This window comes from Streptomyces sp. NPDC006283, from assembly GCF_040613325.1.
In the GTDB taxonomy this organism is placed as follows: Bacteria; Actinomycetota; Actinomycetes; order Streptomycetales; family Streptomycetaceae; genus Streptomyces.
Window position 1 is genome coordinate 21,624 of sequence record NZ_JBEXRZ010000015.1, and the last position, 21,233, is coordinate 42,856.

Below are 21,233 nucleotides of genomic sequence, written 5' to 3' on the forward strand. Positions count from 1 at the left end.
AGGACCGGTTTACTTCACGGAACCGGCGGTCAGTCCGGACACCACCTGGCGTTCGATGAAGGCGAACAGCACCACCACGGGAACGATCGCTATCACGGAGCCTGCGAACAGGTAGTTCCACTGGACGGTGTAGTTGCCGATGAAGCTGTTGATGCCGACGGTCAGCGGCTGACTCTCGGGAATCGTGGACAGCGTCAGGCCCATGACGAACTCGTTCCACGCGGCGATGAAGGTGAAGATCACCGCGGTCACCACGCCGGGCATGGCCAGGGGCAGGGTGACCCGGAACAGCGCGCCCGCCCGGCCCAGTCCGTCGATCATGGCCGCCTCCTCCAGCTGCACCGGTATGGAGGAGAAGTAGGCGGTGAGGATCCAGATCGCGAACGCCAGGTTGAAGGCGGCGTTGCACAGGATCAGGGTCCATACCGAGTTGAGCATGTCGAGCTGGTAGAACTCGCGGTAGAGGCCGACCAGCAGCGAGGTGGGCTGGAACATCTGGGTGATGAGCACCAGCAGCAGGAACAGCTTCCGGCCACGGTAGGTGACCCGGGCCGTGTAGTAGGCGGCGGGCACCGCGACCAGCAGCACCAGCAGCGTCGATCCGCCGGCCACCAGCAGGGTGACCCGCAGGTTGGAGCCGAGGTTCGAGTCGCGCCAGACGTTGATGAAGTTCGACCAGGCGAACTCGCTGGGCAGATAGGTGGGGTCACGCAGTTCGTTCGCGGGACGGAGCGCGGTGATGACCATCTCCGCGTACGGCAGCAGGAACACGGCGGCGATCAGCCAGGCCACCGAGGCGATGACCACCGTGCGGGGCCGCAGCCGCCTCTTCTGCTTCCGCACGGGCTCTGCCTGTGCCCTTTCGTTGCGGGAGAGCCCGGTGGCCGGGGCGACCGCGGACCCGATCGTCTGCTGGGCCATCAGGCGTCCTCCTCGTTCCAGCGGCTGACCTTCAGGAAGACGGCCACCATGGCGACGACCAGGGCGAAGTTGACGACGGACATGGCCGCGGACTCGCCGATGTCGGAGCTCTTGAGCTGGTACATGAACACGGTGGTGGTCGCGGTGTCGCTGTCGGGGCCGCCCCGGGTCATACCCCAGATGACGGGGAAGGAGTTGAAGACGTTGATCAGGTTGATGACCACGCCGACGAGGAACGCGGGCCGCAGCAGCGGCAGGGTGATCCGGCGGTAGGTCTGCCAGGTGCCGGCGCCGTCGACCCTCGCGGCCTCGTAGACCTCGCCGGGAACGGTCTGGAGACCGGCGAGGAGGGTGTACGTGGTGAAGGGCAGCGAGACGAAGACCGCGACGAACATCATCCAGGGCCATGCCGTCGCCGGATCGCCCAGCCAGTCCTTGGGTCCTTCGATCAGCCCGAGGTCGGTCATGACGGTGTTCAGCACGCCGGCAGTCTGGTTGAGCATCCACTTGAAGCCGATGGCGGTCATCAGCACGGACGCGGCCCAGGGGGCGATCAGCGCCCAGCGGGTCAGCCGCCGGCCGGGGAACTGCTGGTTGAACAGCTGGGCCAGGGCGAGGGACAGCACCATGGTGAGCAGGACGACGCCGAGGGTCCAGACCACCGTGGCGGTGATCACGGAGCCGAGGCCCGGTTCCTCGAACAGTTGCTTGTACTTGTCGAAGCCGGCCGAGCCCCGGACGAAGCCGCTGACGCTGATCTTCAGGAACGAGGTGCGGACCATCTCGTAGACGGGCCAGAGTACGACGAGGACGATGAGCAGGACGGCGGGGCCGATCCACGGCAGCGGTCCGAGCCTGCCGAGACCGGAACGACGGCCCGTCCGGGTGCCCCTGACGGGCCGTCGGCCGCCGGTGGTGGCGGTGTTGGTGGACACGGGTGTGCCTTCCGTATGTCTGCTGCTACTGGTCGGCGACGGCCTGCTCGGCCTTCTTCTGCAGCTCGCCGAGCACGTTCGCCGCGTTCCCGCTCACCGCGGTGCCGCCGCTCTTCTTGATCTCGGCGGAGACGGCGTCCCAGGTGGTGTCCCCGAGCGGGTAGAAGGAGGCCTTGGGCAGCAGCTCGAAGAACGGCTCCAGGTCCTTGTGCTTCCCGCTGCCCGTCATCTCCTCGAGGGTGTCCTCGGTGACCGGCATCAGGTTGTACATCTCGTCGAACTTCAGCGTGTTCTCCTTCGAGTACGCGAAGTCGAGGAACTTCTTGATCTCGTCCTTGTGGCCGCTGTCCTTGAAGGCCATCATCCAGTCGGCGACACCCAGGGTGGAGTCGAGCGAGCCGGACTTGCCGGGGATGGGCGCCACGCCGTAGTCGACCTTGCCGTCCTTGGACATCTGGATCAGAGACGGATGGCCGTTGAGCATGCCGGCCTTGCCGGCGGCGAAGTCGGCGAAGGCGGTCTTCCGGTCGGTGGTCGCGGGGTTGGCGTAGGTGAGACCGGGCTCGACCAGGTTGGACTTCAGCCAGTCGAAGGTCTCGACGTTGGCCTTGCTGTCCAGGGTGTACTTGCCGTCGGCGTCGGTGTAGCCGCCGCCGTTGCCCAGCTCCCAGATCAGGGTCTCGCCCTGCGCCTCCTCGGGTCCGAGAGGCAGTGCGTACGGAGTGATGCCCGGAGTCTTCGCCTTGATCTTCTCCGCGGCCGCCTTCACCTCGTCCCAGGTCTTCGGGGCCTCGGTGATGCCGGCGTCGGCGAGGATCTTCTTGTTGTAGAAGAGCGCGCGCGCCGAGGAGACGAAGGGTATGCCGTACTGGACGCCGTCGACCTCGCCGGCCTGGGCGAAGCTGTCGATGAGGTTGGCCCGGGTCTGCTCGGACAGGACCTCGTCGGCCTTGTAGAGCAGGTCGTCGGAGACCTTGTCGGCGTAGCCGCCGGTCTGCAGGACGTCGGGCAGGTTGCCGCTCTGGATCATCGTCTTGACCTGCGAGTCGATGTCGTTCCAATTGATGACCTGGACATCGATCTTGATCTTCGGGTTGTCGGCCTCGAACCGCTTCGCGACGTCCTTCCAGTAGACCGTGGAGCTGTTCGCCGCCTTGTCGCCGTAGTCGGCCGCGACCAGCTTGAGGGTCACGGTGCCATCCGCCGACGCACCGCCGCCTCCACCGCCGCACGCGGTGAGGGCGAGCGCACCGATCACGCAGGCCGCCGAGAAACCGAGCATTCGCTTGTTCACTGCCTCCACCACCTTCTTGCATGAAGCTGCGCAATCTGCGGGCATTTCAAGCAGTTGCGAGCACCTCTCTTGTCGCGCAGTATTCAGCAGCAATGCGCCCTGGTCCAGGGGTCGTTATGTGAACGTTGCCAAAGTTTGCCTGCGCGAGGCATGCGTGGACCTGATTCATGGGTCACGGATACGATCACCTTCACGCATACGCCTGCCCCTGGCTGGAGCGCGCGCCGCCCCGTCCCATAGCGTGTCGAAAGCGCAGGACGATGCCCGAAGGAGTCCGACACATGTCCAAGCACGAGCGGTGGAGCAAGCTGCTGGAGCTGCTGGCCGAGGAGGGCAGGCTGGACGTCGAGGAGGCCGCGACGACGCTCGAGGTGTCGCCGGCGACCATCCGGCGGGATCTCGACGAGCTCGCCGAGCAGCAGATGCTCGTACGCACCCGGGGCGGAGCCATTGCCCACGGTGTCTCCTACGAACTGCCCCTGCGCTACAAGTCCTCACGGCACGCCTCCGAAAAGCAGCGCATCGCCGCGGCCGTCGCCGAGCTGATCGGCGAAGGAGAGGTCGTGGGTCTCAACGGAGGCACCACCACGACCGAGGTGGCGAGGGCGCTGGCGCTGCGCACGGGCGGCAGCGGTCGGCGGGAGTCATCGGAGACGTCGGGGCCCGCGCTCACCGTCGTCACCAACGCGCTCAACATCGCAGGCGAGCTCGCCGTGCGCCCCCAGATCAAGATCGTCGTCACCGGCGGTGTGGCTCGCCCGCAGACGTACGAGCTGGTCGGACCGCTGACCGTGGGCGTGCTGAACGAGGTCGTGCTGGACGTCGCCGTGCTCGGTGTCGACGGCGTCGACCCGCAGCTGGGCCTGATGACCCACCAGGAGGACGAGGCCAGCATCAGCCGGCTGTTCGCCGAGCGCGCGCGTCGCGTCGTGGTCGTCACCGACTCGTCCAAGATGGGCAAGCGCGCCTTCGCCCGGATCTGCGGACTGGATCGCATCGATGTGCTGGTCACCGACTCCGCCCTCCCCTCCGACATGGCGGCGCGCCTGACGGAAGCGGGCATCAAGGTCATGGCGGTCTGAGCGCTGCGAGGCCTTCGGGAGCGGCTCGAAGCGGCGACGGGAGCCGCCCCCGGACCGAGGAGCAGTCCGGAGGCGGCTGTCGCGGATCACGCTCGCGCGAACGGCATCAGGAGGCGATGGCCATGTCGAAGACATGGATGCTGCCGTTGCCCGGCAGGACCACGAAGTCCACCTGCTTGGTCGCGTCGATCGGGATCGAGTGGGCGAAGACGCGATAGGCGATGCCCGCGTTTCCGTACCCGCTCGGACGGTTGCGGCCGTCGGACGACGCGACCAGCGTCGCGCCGTGGGCGTCGGCGGGGTCGAACGACCAGTTGGGGAAGCCGAACGAACCCTTGGTCGACGTGCCGTCCTTGTAGTGGACGGTGGCACTTCCCGTCGCGCCGCTGCCGACGCCCGAGCCCAGGAAGACGAGCTTGCTGCCCTGACCGCTCAAGGTGACGGCCTGTCCGGCGCTCGACACGTTGTCCTTGGTGCCGCTCGGCACGTCCGGCCAGGTCAGCTTCGCACCGAGGGCGGTCACGGACGCACCGCGGCTCAGTCCGGCCGCCGCGAGCTTCTGCGCGGAGAAGCTGTTGCCCTCCCCGTCGTAGTCGCCCGGCGCGGTGTTGCTCTCGTCGGTGATCGCGACACTGTTGTAGGCGGCCGCGAGGTTCGCCACGGGCTCGCCCGTGCGCTGGGACCGGGTGCCCGTGGCCGACCCGGCGCCGTCACCGCCCTTGTACGTCGCGGTCGCGGTGAACGTCCGGACGGTGAACCCCGGGCGCTCTTCCGGCACCTGGATCCTGAACTCGGTCTCGACGGACCGGCCCTTGGCCAGGGCACCGTCCACGCTGCGCTCGGCGGGCTGCACGGCCCAGCCCACCGGTCCGGCGAACGACACCTTCAAGGACCGCATCCGGTCGGGGCCGGCGTTCTTGACGGTCACCTTGACCGCCGAGATGGCCGGCCCCTCGAGGTCGACCGGCGAAATGGTCACTTCGGTCTTCGCGGCGACGGGCGCCGGTTCCGGTTCGGCCGCGACCGCCTGCGCGGGGACCAGGAGCACCACCCCTGCCGCGGCCGTGGCTCTGAGCGTTCTGATCAGTCGGGCTGGTCTCACTGTCCGTCTCCTTCGCGTGCGGGCTGCTTAGTCAGGCGACCGGGGGCATCTCGGACGTGCGCGAGTCCAGGCCCATCCGCAAATTGACCCAGGAGCCCCGGGTGAAGTCGGGGATCTCGACCGGTCGGCCGCCTGCGGCGAGGGACTTGACGCTGAGCGGCACGGGAGAGCACCACGCGGCCGAGTCGTAGACGTCGATGTCCGGGACCTGGCCGGAACGCATCAGCTGGACGGTGCGCCACTGCAGGACGTAGTCCATGCCGCCGTGGCCGCCGTTGTTGGCCGCGTCGTCACCGATCTTCTCCCACAGCCAGTGGTCGAACTCCTTGCGGTAGGCGTCGAAGTCGCGCCAGGCGTGACCGCTGTGGTCCGGCTCGACGTAGATACGGCCGCCGGTCGTGGAGGTGCCCGCGTAGTCCTCGAAGATGCCGCGGCTGCCGGCGAGGCTGTTGATACGGCTGTACGGGCGCGGCGAGCTGACGTCGTGCTCGGCACGGATGACCCGGCCCTTGGCGGTGTCGATCATGCAGGTGACGAGGTCGCCGTTGACGTAGGTCTCCTTCCACGAGGGGTGCGACTTCGGCACGAAGCGCTCGCGGTAGTCGGCGAGACCCTTCGGCTCGGTGGCGGTGGCCCGCAGCACCGCCATCCGGTCGCCCCGGTTGATGTCCATCGCGGCGGCGATCGGGGCCAGCCCGTGCATGGGGTAGAAGGACGCGGTGCTGCGGGTGTGCCAGAGCCGGCGCCAGGCGTCGGTGTAGTACGTGTCGGAGAACAGCAGCGCGCGCAGGTCGTGCAGGTAGCCGCCGTGGCCGTTGGTGACTTCGCCGAACAGGCCCTCGTGCGCCATCTTGAGCATGGCGAGCTCGTTGCGGCCGTAGCTGCAGTTCTCGGCCAGCATGAGGTGACGGCGCGTGCGCTCGGAGGTGTCGACGAGGTCCCACAGCTCGTCGAGCTCGGTGGCGACGGGCAGTTCGACGATGACGTGCTTGCCCGCCAGCATCGCGGCCCTGCCCTGCTGGTAGTGGAACTCCCAGGGCGTGGCGATGTAGACGAGGTCGATGTCGTCCCGCTTCAGCATCTGCGCGAACGACTCGTCCGAGCCTCCGTACTCCGCGGGGCGCGGCTTGCCCTTGGCGACGAGCCGGTCCGCGGTGCGCTTGGCGCGGTCCGCCCTGATGTCGCAGACGGCGGTGACCGTGCAGCCGGGGACGGCGGACCATCCCTCGGACATGCCCGAGCCCCTGTTGCCGAGACCGATGACGCCGACGCGGACGGTCCGGTACGCGTCGTACGGCACGTTGATCATGGACTTCTGGCCGGGCCGACGTCGCGGCGCGGAGGCCGGCACGGCACCGACTTGGGCGGCCGGGGCAGCCTGGGCCGCGCCGGCACCGGCTGCGAGCGTCGCTCCGGTGGCCAGAGCTCCTCCCAGAAGCAGACGGCGTGATACTGCGGGGATTTCGGGCATGAGGGAACGCTCCTCGGTCCGTGATCGGCATCACTGGCGGTCAAGACTCTGGCGGGATGAACACTGACGTGTCAATAGATGTTCATTAGGACCACATTACGAACAAGAACAAGCATCTCTCGCGAAGGGCCGGGGCGTGGGCACACGCCGCGGATCCGCGCCCCCTGGCACGGGCGTCCGGGGGTGGCGCGGCCCTTGTGACGCTCCCTCAACTTTGTCCAGACACAGGCGAAGTCGCTCCGAAGTGCCATCACTTCCTCATCGCACGTACGAAGTTTGTACTCAGTGATGACGAAGTATGGACACCGTAAGCAAAAGCCTCCTAGGGTGTGCGACGCACTCGTCCGAGCCTCAGGTTTCCGCGAACCGCTCGTCGACCCCCGGATCGAAGATCGTCCGATCGCACGCCCGCGTTGTGGCCACGTTCCACCGTCATGTGCTCCCGCCCAGGGAGCCTGGGAGGATGCATGAATCCACGGCTGCACCACCGACTTCGCAGACGAGTGACCGGCCTCGTCGTCGCCTCGTTCCTTGCCGGCTGTTTCACTTCCGCATCTGCCTCCGCCGCACCGAGCACCGCCGAGGAGCTGCCGCCGCAGGAGCCCGGTGTCACCCTGCGGGTCTTCGACATACAGGCCGCAATGAGCAAGATCTGCGTCCTCAAGCCCGGACAGACCCCGAACGTCGACAAGTTGATGCCCACCGTCGACTGGAGCTCGGCCGACGACTTCGGCATGGGGGACAACTTCGTGTCCCAGGTGACAGCGAACATCGACGTCCCTGAAGACGGCGGCTACACCTTCCGGCTGACCAGCGACGACGGCTCACGCCTGCTCATCGACGACAAGCCGGTCATCGACCACGACGGCCTCCACGGCGCAGAGCCCAAGGACGGCAGCGTCAACCTGACCGCTGGTCATCATGGACTGCGTATCGACCACTTCGACCGGACCGGCGGCCAGCAGATCACCCTGGCCTGGAAACCTCCGGGCGCCTCCGACTTCTCCCTCGTACCGAACTCGGTCCTCAGCACCGACGCCGGCGTCGTACGTGTGACCGCACCAGGCCGCAAGGAGTGTGAGAGCGGCACCGACGCTCCCGGCGACGGCCTGCCCCTCACCGGCGTTCATCCGAACTACGACCTGACCGACCTCCGGCCGGCCGGTTTCGAGCCGCAGATCTCCGCGATGGACTGGCTGCCGGACGGCCGGCTGGCCGTGACCACCTGGGGCGGCTCCGAGAACACCAAGGGCGAGGTCTACCTGCTCGGCAACGTCACGGGAAACACCGGCCCCGGCAAGGTGACGGTCAAGAAGGTGGCGAGCGGCCTCAAGGAACCGATGGGCATCAAAGCCCTCGACGGCAAGCTGTACGTGTCGCAGAAGCACGAGCTGACCGAACTCGACGACACCGACGGCGACGACGTCGTCGATGAGCAGCGGACCGTGGCGACCTGGCCCTTCGGCGGCAACTTCCACGAGTTCGCCTTCGGCCTGCTGTACCGCGACGGATACTTCTACCTCAACCTCTCCGTCGCGATCAACTACGGCGGCGCGACGACCGACCCGCAGCCCGCGAAGAACCGCGGCACCACCATCAAGGTGAACAGGAAGACCGGCAAGGTCTCCTACGTCGCGGGCGGTCTGCGCACCCCCAACGGCATCGGCTGGGGACCCGGCGGCGACATCTTCGTCACCGACAACCAGGGCGGCTGGCTGCCGGCCTCCAAGCTGGTGCGCATCAAGCAGGACCGGTTCTTCAACCACTACACCAACCCGGACGGGCCGTTCGACGCGAATCCGGTCACCGAGCCGGTTCTGTGGCTGCCGCAGAACGAGATCGCGAACTCGCCCAGCACGCCGCTCCACCTCGCCAAGGGCCCGTTCGCCGGTCAGATGCTGTTCGGCGACGTCACCTACGGTGGACTGCAGCGCGCTTTCCTGGAGAAGGTCAAGGGTCGGGACCAGGGCGCGGTCTTCCGGCACATCCAGGGGCTCGAAGCGGGCGTGAGCAGGATCAGCAAGGGCCCCGACGGCGCGATCTACGCCGGTGGTCTGGGTGCCGGCGGAAACTGGGGCCAGGAGGGCAAGCTCACCCACGGCCTGCAGAAACTGACGCCGAACGGCGGCAACGCCTTCGACATCCTGGCGATGCGTGCGAAGCGGAACGGCTTCGAGCTGGAGTACACCCAGCCGCTGTCGCAGGCCACGGCCGACAAGCTGGCCGCCCGTTACCAGGTCAAGCAGTGGCGTTACGTCCCCACGCCCTCCTACGGCGGTCCCAAGGTCGACGAGGAGACCCTCGCCGTACGGTCGGCCCGGCTGTCCGCCGACCGCAAGAAGGTCACGCTCGACATCGTCGGTCTGAAACCGGACCGGGTGGTGCATGTGCGCTCGCCGCGCCCCTTCAGCTCCGCCGACGGCGAGTCGTTGTGGAGCACCGAGGCCTGGTACACGCTGAACGCCATGCCCGGCAAGCAGCCGTCGACCGCGCGGTACGAGGCGGAGGAGGCGGCACTCTCGGGCGGAGCGGGCACCGCCACCGAGCACGCCGGCTTCTCGGGCAGCGGATTCGTCGACGGATACGGGACCGAGGGCGCGACCACCACGTTCGACGTGAGCGTCGAAAAGGCCGGCACGTACGACGTCGGGCTGCGGTACGCCAACGGACCGAACCCGTTCACCGGCACCAAGTCCGTCAGCGTGTACGTCAACGGCGCCAAGGTGAAGCAGTCCGAGCTGCTCAGCACGGGTGCCTGGAACAGCTGGTCCACACGCACCGAGTCGCTGCCCCTGCGCGCCGGAAGGAACACCATCGCCTACCGCTACGACAGCGGCGACACCGGACACGTCAACCTCGACCTGATCAGCGTCCATGCACAAGGCAGCCGCATCGTCCTGTTCGACGGGGCGGACCGGGCGGCCTGGCAGCAGACGGACGGGCGCACCGCGCAATGGCCGCTGACGGACGGGGCGATGGAGGTCTGCTGCGGTGACGTGCGCACCAAGCAGGCGTTCGGCGACTTCAAGCTGCACGTCGAGTTCTGGCTGCCGGAGCTCCCCCCGGACGTCACCGGCCAGGACCGCGCCAACAGCGGGGTGTATCTGCAGGAACGATACGAGATCCAGATCCTGGACTCGTACGGCGACACCACACCTGCCAACAATGAGGCCGCCGCGATCTACCAGCAGAAGGCCGCGGATGTGAATGCCGCCAGGCCGCCGGGTACCTGGCAGACCTACGACATCACGTTCCGCGCGGCACGCTTCGACGACAGCGGCAAGAAGACCGACGACGCCCGGGTCACGGTGGTGTGGAACGGCACGACCGTCCACGACGACGTGGCCGTCACCGGCCCGACCGGTGCGGGCGCACCCGAGGGTCCGACGGCGGGCGCCATCCGTCTGCAGGACCACGGGAACAAGGTGCGGTACCGCAACATCTGGATCGAGCCCCTGAAGTCCTGAAGCGGGGCCAGCGGCGGCCGTCCCGGTCCTCCGGGGCGGCCGCCGTGCTGTGTGCCTGGCGAGCGTGTTCCGGATCACAGCACGTCCCGCCGGTCGGACGGAATGCCGTGACCACCGGAAAGGTTGACCAGCAGCATGCATTAAATGCATGTGCACATACTGTCTGGTACCTCGAGGAGCACCCCTGTGACCGTCACTGTTTCCTCCGCCTCCCGCGCGGCCGAGATCCTGTCCCGGCCCGTCACGCTGAACGGCCTGACCGTCCCGAATCGCATCGTGATGGCGCCGATGACGCGGATGTTCTCCCCGGGCGGCGTTCCCGGCGAGGACGTGGCGTCGTACTACGCCCGTCGCGCCGCCGCGGGTGTGGGCCTGATCGTCACCGAGGGCACCTACGTCGGCCACGAGTCGGCCGGGCAGAGCGACCGCGTGCCGAGGTTCCACGGGGAGGAGCAGCTGGCCGGATGGGCCAAGGTCGCCAACGCCGTTCATGCGGCGGGCGGCACGATCGTGCCGCAGCTGTGGCACATCGGCATGGTGCGCAAGCAGGGCGAGCCGCCCTACGCGGACGCCCCCGCCGTCGGCCCCTCCGGCATCCGCGTGGACGGCACCGAGGGCACGGGGAAGGCGATGACGCAGCGCGACCTGGACGACGTCATCCGCGCCTTCGCCGAGGCCGCCGCGGCCGCCGAGCGCATCGGCTTCGACGGGGTCGAACTGCACGGCGCCCACGGCTACCTTGTCGACCAGTTCCTGTGGGCGGGCACCAACCGCCGCACCGACGCCTACGGTGGTGACGCCGTGGCCCGTACGACGTTCGCGGCCGAGATCGTGGCCGCGGTCCGCGAGGCCGTGTCCCCCGGCTTCCCGGTGATCTTCCGCTATTCGCAGTGGAAGCAGGAGGCCTACGACGCGCGGCTCGCCGAGACCCCGGAGGAGCTGGAGGCGATCCTCGCCCCGCTCGCCGCGGCCGGCGTCGACGCCTTCCACGCCTCCACCCGCCGCTACTGGCTCCCCGAGTTCGAGGGCTCGGACCTGAACCTGGCGGGCTGGACCAAGAAGCTCACCGGCAGGCCCACCATCACCGTCGGCTCGGTCGGCCTCGACGGCGACTTCATCCGCAGCTTCATGGGCGAGGGCGCCCCGGTCCGGGGCATCGACGAGCTCCTCGACCGCCTGGAGCGCGACGAGTTCGACCTGGTCGCGGTCGGCCGCGCCCTGCTCCAGGACCCGGAGTGGGCGGCGAAGGTCCTGGGGAACCGGTTCGAGGACCTGAAGCAGTACGACGCGGCGGCGCTGAAGACGCTGAGCTAGGGTCTCGTCCGGAGCATGCCGGGCAAATCGGTGGACCGTCCGAATCGCTGCTGACGAGGGCCTCCGGTCGCGGAGTGGAGCTGTCCGGGAACCGATCCGGTGATCGCCCTCCTGGAAGGCACCTTCGTGCTCGCCCGCGCATCGCGCTCCACGACCCCGGTCCGCGATGCCGCACCCGCGGCGGCCGCCATCGACAGGGCCGCCGCGGACGGGCCGCCGGTCAGACCGTGAACTCCCTGATCACGGTGTTCCTGAAGACGGCGCTGCCGTCGACGGTGAACAGCGCGAGGCCGGTGTCGACCAAGTAGGGGAACGCCTCCATCGAGTGGGTGTACCGACCGTCGTCGAAGAAGACCTCGACGGTGGTGCGGTCCACCAGGATGCGCAGCCGCACCCGCTTGGCCGCCGCGTCGAAGGGGGTCCTGCTCTCCTGCCACTTCCCGGAGGTGTCCGGGTTGGCGACCTGGCGGCGGTTGACGAACGCGTAGTCGCTGTGGATGCCGGCGTCGATGTGGCGACTGCCGTCCCCCGACCTGCGCAACTGGACGCCGACTCCCAGGAGTTGGTCCCAGGTGACCTCGGTGGTCAGCTCGTAGGCGGTGCCGGAGTACTCCAGAGCCAGCTGCCCCTCGACCTGTACATCACCGAGGTTCACCGTGCGCGACACATGCTGGTCCAGGGCCGCCACCGGACGGGACGCCAGGTGGTACGCGCCGGACGAGCCGCGGTGCAGGGTGATCTCGCGGACGATCGAGTCGGTGCCGTTGAAGCCGTCGGAGTCGATGGTGGGGGTGGTGTTGGGGTAGTCCCAGTTGTTCATCCAGCCCATCGCATAGCGCACCGCCGGGTCGACGGCGCCGGCCGCGGAGCGTTTCTCCCAGGTGACGGCGCCGTACCAGTCGAAGCCGTGGTCGAGCCACTGCGGGTCGGCCGCGTCGGGCACGAAGGTGGTGCCGTCGAACGCGCCGGTCCAGTACGCGTAGGTGTTGGGGAGTCCGGCGGCCTTGCCGTTGGCGCTGACTCCGAGTACCCACTTCGGGGTGCCGTCCGCGGTCTCGAGGCTGAACAGGTCGGGGCATTCCAGGACGCCGATGCCCTCCTTGACGAAGCCTCCGGCGTACCTCCACTCCCTGAGGTTGTCGGAGTGGTAGAAGCCGATCTTGGTGTTCTCGGCGAGCGTCATCACCCAGCGGCCGCGTTCCTCGTCGCGGATCACCTTGGGGTCGCGGAAGTCCCTGACACCCGGGTTGGGGACGACGGGGTCGGTGCCGTCATGCGTGAAGGTGCGACCGCCGTCGGTCGAGTACCAGAGGTACTGCGCCTGCGTGTTGGCGCCCTCCACGGGCTCCTGGGTGGCGAGGACCACGACGGCGCCCGCGCCGAAGCCCGCGGTTCCCTCGGTGTCGACCACCGCGCTGCCGGACCAGACGTCACCGTTCGGTGTCGTGTCCTTCGGCACGGCGATCCCGCGGTCACGGAAGGAGACCAGGTCGGTGCTGGTGGCCAGGCGCCAGGCGGTGCCCGTGGTGGTTCCGCCGGCGAGGTAGTCGGCGTTGTAGAGGTAGTAGTAGTGGTACTCACCGTCGATCCAGATCGGACGCTGGGGGTCGTTCTTCCACTGGTCGGGCACGGTGAAGTGGTACTCGGCACGGTAACTCGCCCCGTCCTTGCCCTTCTTGCACCTCGCCCGGCCCGCCGGCGGGGCCGGGTCCGCCTGCACCGGCGCCACCGGCAGCGCCTGGAGCGCGGCGCCCACCGCACCCATCGCGCCGGCCCGGAACAGCATCCTCCTGTGCATTGAACGCATCGTCGACCATCCCTCTCGTGACAGCGGCTCACGTCGTGGGTCAGGACTGTAGACCTAACTCGTTAAAGGTCAACCCGTGCCGCACGTCTTGACAGTCCGTCGAGGGGTTCACATGATCTGCTGCAACCACTGGCTAACACGAGTTAGGCACCAGATGACCGACTCGAGACTCCCGCGCCGCGCCCTGCTGCGCTACGGCGGCTACGGCGCCGGGGCCGCCGCCCTCGCCGGCACCGCCGCAAGCTGGGCCCGCCTCACGGGCACCGACATACCCGGACGCGACGACGACGCTCTCGTCGTCGCCACCCTGGGCTCCGCCGTCGACCCGGCCGCGCAGCGCGTCCTGAGCGACGGCTTCCGCACCCTGCATCCCGGCATCAAGGTCCGGCTGCTGCCGGTCCAGGCCACCGACTGGTCGGACTTCTTCGCCAAGATCCTCACCCAGATCGCCGCGGGAACGGCCCCCGACGTCGTCTACGTCGCCACGGAGGGCGTCCAGCTCTTCGCGCAGCGGCTCGGCGTCGCCCTCGACGACCGGGTGAAGCGGGACGAGGACGAACTGCGCGAGTACTTCCGCGACGTCCATCCCTCACTGGTCGAGTCGATGATGTACGAGGGGAGCCTCTACCAGCTCCCCGTCGAGTTCAACGCGGCCGACATGTACCTCAACAGCGCCGTGCTCCGGCGGTCGGGAGCTCAGCTCCCCCCGTCGGGCTGGACGCGCGACGACTTCACCGCGCTGCTGCGCGACATGAAGCGCACCGGCGGCAGCGGCTTCACCCCGTACTTCTGGACCAACCGGCTCTGGGGCGGCGTCGTCCCCTGGCTGTTCGCCAACGACACCAACGTCCTCGCCGAGTCCAAGGCCCCGGGCGGCGACTGGCTCTGGAACGCCTTCTACCCGGCCGCCGAGCGACGCGGTCGGGGCGGTGGCTATCGCTGGACCACCCCGCAGGCCACGGCCGGGCGGGTCGAGGAGGTCTACGACTACCTGGCTTCCCTCATCCGCGACCGGCTCTGCTCACGGCCCGAGGGGGGCAGCGGCACCAATCTGGTGGGGGTCTTCTCCACCGGCCGGGTCGGTGTCACCCCCGCGGGCGGCTTCTGGGCGGGCGGGCTGCACACCGCGGGCATGGCACGCACCGGTTACGACGTGCAGTACTTCCCCCGCTGGCGTGCCCAGCGCCACCAGTTCGGGGCGGCGGGCTACGCGGTCCTGCGAACGTCCAAGAAGCAGGACGAGGCCTGGGAGTTCATCAAGTACTCGGTCCGCAAGGACGTACTGACCGAGCTGTTCCAGGCGAACCAGACCACCCCGGCCCGCCGTTCGATGGTCCACTCCGCCCGCTACGAGGACACGGGCCCGGCCAACTGGCGTGTCTTCTACGACACTCTCGACACCTTTCCCACGACCGGACCGATCCCCGCCCCGCCTCAGGTCGCCGAGGTCGAACAGCTGCTGCTCAAGCACACCGGCACCGCGCTGGGTGATCCGCGGGGCGTCCGTCCGGCACTGCGCCGGCTGCAGAACGATCTGGAGAAGGCCATGGAGCGTGCGTCATGACAGTCTCCTCCGCCGCCGGCGCCGCACACACCGAAGGACGGCAGGCCGCCGCCGCACAGGCCTCCCGGCACTCCCGGCGCTCCCGGGCACGTGATCGTGGCTCCCGCGTCCTGGCCGCGTTGTTCCTCGCGCCCACGGTCATCGGCATCCTGGTCTTCACCGTGGTGCCGATCGCCGGGTCGGTGGTCCTCAGCCTCTTCCACTGGGACGTCATCGACACTCCGCGCTTCGCCGGCGCCGCCAACTACCGCGAGGTGTTCACCGACGACACGGTGCTGGTGTCGTTCAGCAACACTCTGCTCTTCATGGTCGTCGCGGTGGCCCTCCAGCTGCTGCTCGCCCTGGTCCTCGCCCTGGCGCTATCCGACCGGCTTCCCGGCTGGCTGCGCTCTGCCTTCCGATCGGCCTTCTTCTTCCCGCTGATCCTGTCCGCCGCGTCCATCTCGGTGGTGATGAAGTACCTGTTCAACCAGGACTTCGGAGTGGTCAACTGGCTGCTCGGACACGTGGGCGTCGACCCTGTGCCGTGGCTGACCTCAGAGCATTCGGCCATGGCGGCCGTCATCCTGGTCTACGTCTGGCAGCAGTTCGGATTCTCGTTCCTGCTCTTCGTCGGGGGCCTCAACAACATCCCCAAGGAGATCCACGAAGCGGCCTCACTCGACGGAGCCTCAGGCCTGCGCAAACATCTCGCCGTCACCCTGCCGCTGCTCTCCCCCACCCTGCTGGTGGCCTCGGTGGTCGGCATCATCAACGCCCTCCAGGTCTTCGAGCAGCCGTACGTGCTGACCGACGGGGGGCCGGGCGACGCCACCCGCACCGTCGTGATGGTCATCTACCAGAGCGCGTTCGAGCAGCTGCGGTTCGGCACCGCGTCCGCGGTGGGTGTGCTGCTCTTCGTCCTGATCATGACGGTCACCGCCCTCCAGTTCCGGCTCAGCCGGCGTTTCGTCCACTACCAGTGAGCGGGTGATCTCCATGAACACAATGAAATACGGCCCGGCCTGGTGGGCGAGAATCGCCGGTCTCACGGCGGCGGCGCTGTTCACCCTCGGCCCGGTGGTGTGGACCGTGTCCACTTCCCTCCGGGCGCCGGCCGAGTCCTTCGACCTGCCGCCGCAGATCATCCCCCTCGCTGCGACCACGGCCGCTTACGAACAGGTCTTCGCACAGATCGACGTCTGGCTGCTCGCCCTCAACTCCACCCTGGTGACCGGTCTGATCGCGGTCGGTCAGATGATCACCGCGGGGCTGGCCGGATACGCCTTCGCCCGGCTGGAGTTCCGCTTCAAGAAGCCGCTGTTCGCCCTGGTCCTCGCGACCATGATGGTGCCGTTGCAGGTCACCATCGTGCCGGTGTTCCTGGTGCTGAAGTCGATGGGGCTGACCGACACACTGCTCGGTCTCATCGTCCCCGCGTGGCCCACCGCGTTCGGGACGTTCCTGATGCGCCAGTACTTCCTCGGAATGCCGAAGGACCTGGGCGAGGCAGCCATGATCGACGGTGCCCGGCCATGGCGGATCTTCCGCTCGGTGTACGCGCCGCTGGCCGCGCCGGGCCTCGCGATCGTCGGCGTGCTGGCGTTCAACTACCACTGGAACGAGTTCTTCCGGCCGTTGATCCTGGAGACCTCCACCCAGAACTTCACCCTGCCGCTCGGGCTGGTCTCCCTCCAGGGCAACCTCGGCACGGGCTCCATCTCCGTGGTCCTCGCCGGAGTGGTGCTGTCCATGATCCCCGCCGTCGCCGTCTTCGTCGTCGGCCAGCGCCCTCTGCGTGAGGGCATCACCTCCGCAGGAGTCAACCGGTGAACCAGGCAGTCCAGATGCCCCAGGCGTATGATGCGCATGCCCCTCGTTTCCGGGTCCGCCCGCCCGCCAACTGGGCCAACGACCCCAACGGGCCCTTCCGTTGGCGCGACCGCTATCACCTCTTCTACCAGCACAACCCCGGCGCCCCCGTACATGCCGACATGCACTGGGGCCACTCCTCCAGCACCGACCTCGCGCACTGGGAGCACCACCCCGTCGCTCTGACGCCGACGCCGGGCGGCGCCGACGAGGCCGGCTGCTGGTCCGGCTGCGTGGTCGACGACGCAGGTGTACCGACCGCCGTCTACACCGGCATCGACCGCAACCACACCGGCCTCGGCGCCATCTGCCTGGCGCGGGCGAACCCGGACGACGAGCGGCTGATCCACTGGGAGCCGCAGCCCGAGCCGGTCCTCTCCGGCCCACCGGACGGTCTCGACGTGGTGATGTTCCGTGACCCGTTCGTCTTCCGGCACGGCGGGCGGCGCCGGGCGCTGGTCGGCGCCGGCCACGCGGACGGCACCCCTTCGGTGCTGTTGTACGACTGCGACGACCTCCGCTCCTGGCGCTTCATGGGCGTCCTGCTCGACGGCCGGGACCCGGTGGCCACCCGGGCGTTCGAAAAGGGAGCCACCGGCTGGGAGTGCCCGCAGCTGTACGAGACACACGGCGACTGCGTCCTGGTGGTGTCCCTGTGGGACGGGAACCCGCAGTCCACCGCCTACCTGACGGGCCGTCTCGAGAGCATCGACGACGGAAGGCCGGCCTTCGTACCGCGCGCCGGAGGCCGCCTCGACCACGGCCGGGACTGCTACGCGCCGGCCGTTCTGCGGGACGAGCCGGCGGACCGCACCCTGCTCTGGGGGTGGTCCTGGGAGGCCCGCGCGCAGCACGCGGTGGACCGGGCAGGCTGGGCCGGGGTGCTGACCGCGCCACGGGTCATGGGCACCCACGCCGACGGGGGGCTGCGCGTCTCCCCGGCTCCGGAGCTGGAACTGCTGCGCGCACAACCACCGTTCGTCAACGCCCCGTCGGACACTCCGCTCCCGCTGCCCGCCGCGTACGACCTGGAGATCGGTGCCCGGGCCCCGGCGTCGGTGACACTGCTGCGCGCCGCCTCCGGAGCCGAACTGACGGTCAGCCTCGACCCCGCCGCCGGCACCGTGGTGCTCGACCGGAGCGACTGGCCGCGCGAGCGGGGCGACGGCTCGGTCGCGGAGTCGGGACCGCTCGTCCTGCGGGCGGAACGCGTCCCCGGGGAGGAGCTCACCGCCCGCATCCTGATCGACGGTTCGCTCCTCGAACTCTTCGTCCAGGACCGCGTCGTGGCCACGGAGCGGATCTACGCACGCACCGACGACACCGCGGAACTCGTGGTGTCCGGCGGGCCCGACCGCGTCACCGGGTGGGCGGTGGTCCCACCGAGGCACGACTGACCACCGGGCACTCCAGCCGCAGCACCTCGGCGGGCGGGCCGCTGCCGGCGCCGATTGCGTCGAGCAGCAGCCTGGTGGCCCACTCGCCCATCGACCGGTGCGGCAGGGCGATCGTGGTCAGCGGCGGGTTGAGGAACTCGGCCATGTGCTCCTGATCGTCGTAGCCGACCAGCGAGAGCTCACCGGGAACATCGATGCCCAGGCTGGTCGCGGCGTGCAGCACGCCCGCCGCGACACGGTCGTTGTAGCAGATGATCCCGGTGGGCCGACGGCCGGGCGCGACCCCTGCCAGCAGCCGCAAGGCCCCCTCGTAGCCGGCGGAGATCTCACCGCCGGTGCGTACGATCCAGTCCTTGCGGGCCAGCAGGCCCGCGCTCCTCAGGGCGTCGCGGAATCCGCGCAGCCGCTCCGCCGACGCGATGTCGTCGAGGCCGCCGACCAGGGCGACCCGGCGGTGCCCGGCATCCAGGAGCAGCCGTGCCGCGGCCCGGCCCCCGGCCCGTTCCGCCGGGATGACGGCGGCCATCGAGCCCTCCTGGGGCAGGCAGTTGGCGAGGACCGCAAAGGTGCGGTCCAGTCCGGCGGGGAGGCGGGCGCGGCGCAGCGTCATGGCCGCGTAGATGATGCCGTCGACCCGTCGGTCGAGGAGTTCGGCGACCGCCGCGTCCTCCTTCGCCGGGTCGCCGGTCGAGTCCACGGTGAGCACGAGGTGCTCGCTGCTCCAGGCGGTCTCCATCGCGCCGCGGAGCAGGGCCCCGGCGAAGGGGGACGAGGCGATGTGGTCGGTGACGAGACCGATCACGGCGGTACGGCTGCGGCGCAGGCCGCGCGCGACGGCGTTGGGCCGGTAACCGAGCTGCTCGGCCGCCGTGCGGATGCGCTGCTGGGTGGCGGCCGAGAGATTGCCTTCCGCCCGGCCGTTGAAGACGAAGGAGACCGCGGTGTGCGAAACGCCGGCGAGACGCGCGACGTCCTTCGACGTCGGCCGCTCCGGCCTGCCCGCGTCCGTGCTCTGGCCCCTGTTCATGCCCTTGCCTGCTCCCGCCCCCGCGCACCGGCTTGATCCTTGCCACCCTATCCGCGCACTCCGGCGTCCTCACGTGTGCGGATCCTTCGAATCCCGGTGCCTGCGGGTGCGCGGGTCGGGGACTCCCGCCGTCGGTGAGGTACGCGCGCGGAGATACTGGCCGTGTCCCGCCGGCCGCGGCCGGTCCCTGCCACCCGCCTCCCCCACCACGGCGCGAACCGTCTGCACCGTGCGAGCCGTATGACGTGCAAGCCGATGAACCGTATGAGAGGAACACTCCGTGATCGTCGTCGCCGGTGAGGCTCTGATCGACCTGGTGCCCCAGGCCGGCGGTGGTACGCCGACGCCGCTGCTGCCTGCCCGCGGCGGCGGCCCGTACAACACCGCCGTCGCGCTCGGGCGCCTGGGTGCGAAGGTCTCCTTCTGCTCCCGGATCTCCACGGACGCCTTCGGCGAGTCGCTGGTCGAGCGGCTGAGCGACGAGAACGTCGACGTCGGCCTGGTCCAGCGCGGCCCCGAGCCGACCACCCTCGCCGTCGCGTCGATCGGCGCGGGCGGCTCTGCGGCGTACAGCTTCTATGTCGAGGGCACCGCGGACCGGCTGTTCCAGGTGCCCGACGAGCTGCCGGCGGCTACCCGGGCGCTGTCGTTCGGAACGTGCTCACTGGTCCTCGAACCGGGAGCGAGCGCCTACGAGGAGCTGATGTGCCGGGAAGCCGGGCGCGGGGTGTTCGTCGCGCTCGACCCGAACGTCCGGACCGGTCTTATCCCCGACGCGGAGGCCTACCGTGCGCGGTTTCTGAGCTGGCTGCCCCATGTCTGTCTGCTGAAGCTCAGCGAGGAGGACGCGCAGTGGCTCGGCCCCGACGTCCGCGGCTGGCTGGACGCCGGGCCGGCGGCGGTCGTGATCACCCATGGCGGAGACGGGTTGACGGTCTTCACCCGGAGCGGGGACGAGCGCTCCGTGCCGGGCGAGAGCGTCGACGTCGCGGACACCATCGGTGCCGGCGACACGGTGAACGCGGCGCTGCTGCACGCCCTGTCCGAACGGGACCTGCTGACGCGAGACGCCCTCGTCGATCTGCCGGGGCAGGACTGGGACGAGGTCCTGCGCTTCGCCGCCCGGGCCGCGGCACTGACCTGCTCGAAGCCGGGAGCGGAGCCGCCGTACGCGGCCGAACTGTAGGGCCCGGCGAGCCGCCCGACGGTGCTTTCGCCAGTCCTGGCCGACTCGTCCGGCCTCGGCCCGACGGTCCCACGTACCCGACCGTCCCCGCCCGTCCCCGACCGTCCCCGCCCGGTCCCCGCCCCTCCTCGCCCGTCCCCGCCCTCCTCGCCCGTCCTCGCCCGTCCTCGCCCGGCGTCCCCCTGCCCCGGGTGACGTGCGTCATTTCCCCTCAGAAGCACCGGCTGTATCTTCGCCCCACTATGTACGTCACCCCGTTTTCTCCCGACCGGGCGGCCCCGCTGTGCATGCCGATCTGTCCCCTCTCATAACGGCGACCGCCACCTGGCTCACCCGCGCCTATCCGCCCGCCGGTGGCGCGATGTCGTCGGCGCTCTGCGACGCGCAGGCGCGTCAGGCCGTCACGGCCGCCGCCCTGCTGCGCTACCCGACGCCGATGGACGCCTCGCTCGTGGCCATGGCCGGCCCCGGCGGCTCCGCCCGGCTCGACCTCCTGAGCAATGCGGACCGCCGCACGCCGGTTCTGCCGGAGCAGCATGCCTGGCGCACGTGGGTGGACGAGGTCGTCGCCAGCTGGGCCGCCTGCCTGCTCAGCAGCGCCGAGCTCGCCTCGGCGACGGTGGCAGGTCTCGCCGACGGCGCGTCCGGCGCCTACCGGCGTCTGGTTTCGCCCGACGAGCGCGACCGGCAGGCGGCCGCGCTCCTGCGCCATCCCGACCTGCTGGCTCCCGTCGCGGCGCTGCACCACGGTCTGCTGCGCGCACGGCTCGGCCTGCCCGTGCCGGACATGGCCTGACCTCTTCGTTCCCGGCGCC

The 21,233-nt window shown here is 69.4% G+C and carries 16 protein-coding genes; 9 read left to right on the forward strand and 7 right to left on the reverse strand.

The features are described from left to right. Positions 1–9 precede the first annotated feature (9 nt). The 3 genes from ABZ070_RS05625 to ABZ070_RS05635 are packed head-to-tail and all read right to left on the reverse strand — an operon-like array spanning position 10 to position 3,138. The gene (locus tag ABZ070_RS05625) at positions 10–921 is read right to left on the reverse strand and encodes a carbohydrate ABC transporter permease (protein ID WP_356630248.1); all 912 of its coding nucleotides are present in this window, start codon (positions 919–921) and stop codon (positions 10–12) included. Next, positions 921–1,856 (reverse strand): sugar ABC transporter permease, encoded by a 936-nt coding sequence (locus ABZ070_RS05630; RefSeq protein WP_356630250.1) that lies wholly within the window; start codon positions 1,854–1,856, stop codon positions 921–923. The genes ABZ070_RS05625 and ABZ070_RS05630 overlap by 1 nt, the downstream gene beginning before the upstream one ends. Before the next feature lie 25 nt (positions 1,857–1,881). After that, positions 1,882–3,138 carry an extracellular solute-binding protein gene (locus tag ABZ070_RS05635; RefSeq protein ID WP_356630328.1) on the reverse strand — a complete coding sequence of 419 codons (1,257 nt, stop codon included), beginning with the start codon at positions 3,136–3,138 and terminating at the stop codon, positions 1,882–1,884. A 293-nt stretch (positions 3,139–3,431) separates the two neighbouring features. On the opposite strand from ABZ070_RS05635, the gene ABZ070_RS05640 reads away from it, so the two are divergent. Further along, positions 3,432–4,232: a DeoR/GlpR family DNA-binding transcription regulator gene (locus ABZ070_RS05640; protein WP_356630252.1), complete on the forward strand. Its 801-nt coding sequence runs from the start codon at positions 3,432–3,434 to the stop codon at positions 4,230–4,232. A gap of 106 nt (positions 4,233–4,338) precedes the next feature. Here ABZ070_RS05640 and ABZ070_RS05645 read toward each other — a convergent pair whose 3' ends face one another. Together ABZ070_RS05645 and ABZ070_RS05650 are read right to left on the reverse strand one after the other, a co-directional pair. After that, positions 4,339–5,334 (reverse strand): NEW3 domain-containing protein, encoded by a 996-nt coding sequence (locus tag ABZ070_RS05645; protein WP_356630254.1) that lies wholly within the window; start codon positions 5,332–5,334, stop codon positions 4,339–4,341. 31 nt (positions 5,335–5,365) lie between these two features. Next, on the reverse strand, positions 5,366–6,805 hold the full coding sequence (locus ABZ070_RS05650) for a Gfo/Idh/MocA family oxidoreductase (RefSeq protein WP_356630256.1): 1,440 nt from the start codon (positions 6,803–6,805) through the stop codon (positions 5,366–5,368). A gap of 467 nt (positions 6,806–7,272) precedes the next feature. Between ABZ070_RS05650 and ABZ070_RS05655 the strand changes: the two genes are divergently transcribed. Next, positions 7,273–10,272, forward strand: a complete 3,000-nt coding sequence (locus ABZ070_RS05655; protein ID WP_356630258.1) for a family 16 glycoside hydrolase — start codon at positions 7,273–7,275, stop codon at positions 10,270–10,272. A gap of 186 nt (positions 10,273–10,458) precedes the next feature. Beyond that, positions 10,459–11,586 (forward strand): NADH:flavin oxidoreductase, encoded by a 1,128-nt coding sequence (locus tag ABZ070_RS05660; RefSeq protein WP_356630260.1) that lies wholly within the window; start codon positions 10,459–10,461, stop codon positions 11,584–11,586. Positions 11,587–11,806: 220 nt separating this feature from the next. On the opposite strand, the gene ABZ070_RS05665 is transcribed toward ABZ070_RS05660, so the two are convergent. Then, positions 11,807–13,393 carry a GH32 C-terminal domain-containing protein gene (locus ABZ070_RS05665; protein ID WP_356630262.1) on the reverse strand — a complete coding sequence of 529 codons (1,587 nt, stop codon included), beginning with the start codon at positions 13,391–13,393 and terminating at the stop codon, positions 11,807–11,809. Between the two features lie 154 nt (positions 13,394–13,547). On the opposite strand from ABZ070_RS05665, the gene ABZ070_RS05670 reads away from it, so the two are divergent. The 4 genes from ABZ070_RS05670 to ABZ070_RS05685 are packed head-to-tail and all read left to right on the forward strand — an operon-like array spanning position 13,548 to position 18,205. Continuing rightward, entirely contained in the window at positions 13,548–14,957 is a 1,410-nt protein-coding gene (locus ABZ070_RS05670) for an extracellular solute-binding protein (protein WP_356630264.1), read from the forward strand. After that, positions 14,954–15,922 (forward strand): sugar ABC transporter permease, encoded by a 969-nt coding sequence (locus tag ABZ070_RS05675; RefSeq protein ID WP_356630266.1) that lies wholly within the window; start codon positions 14,954–14,956, stop codon positions 15,920–15,922. The genes ABZ070_RS05670 and ABZ070_RS05675 overlap by 4 nt, the downstream gene beginning before the upstream one ends. 22 nt (positions 15,923–15,944) lie before the next feature. Then, entirely contained in the window at positions 15,945–16,769 is an 825-nt protein-coding gene (locus tag ABZ070_RS05680; protein WP_356630330.1) for a carbohydrate ABC transporter permease, read from the forward strand. 14 nt (positions 16,770–16,783) lie between these two features. Next, complete coding sequence (locus tag ABZ070_RS05685) at positions 16,784–18,205, forward strand: glycoside hydrolase family 32 protein (protein ID WP_356630332.1); 1,422 nt, start codon at positions 16,784–16,786, stop codon at positions 18,203–18,205. Here ABZ070_RS05685 and ABZ070_RS05690 read toward each other — a convergent pair. Next, positions 18,168–19,232 (reverse strand): LacI family DNA-binding transcriptional regulator, encoded by a 1,065-nt coding sequence (locus ABZ070_RS05690; protein ID WP_356630268.1) that lies wholly within the window; start codon positions 19,230–19,232, stop codon positions 18,168–18,170. The genes ABZ070_RS05685 and ABZ070_RS05690 overlap by 38 nt on opposite strands. A gap of 280 nt (positions 19,233–19,512) precedes the next feature. Between ABZ070_RS05690 and ABZ070_RS05695 the strand changes: the two genes are divergently transcribed. Further along, entirely contained in the window at positions 19,513–20,418 is a 906-nt protein-coding gene (locus ABZ070_RS05695; protein ID WP_356630270.1) for a carbohydrate kinase, read from the forward strand. Between the two features lie 283 nt (positions 20,419–20,701). Next, positions 20,702–21,214, forward strand: coding sequence for a hypothetical protein (locus tag ABZ070_RS05700; RefSeq protein ID WP_356630272.1), 513 nt, complete (start codon positions 20,702–20,704; stop codon positions 21,212–21,214). Positions 21,215–21,233: the final 19 nt, after the last annotated feature.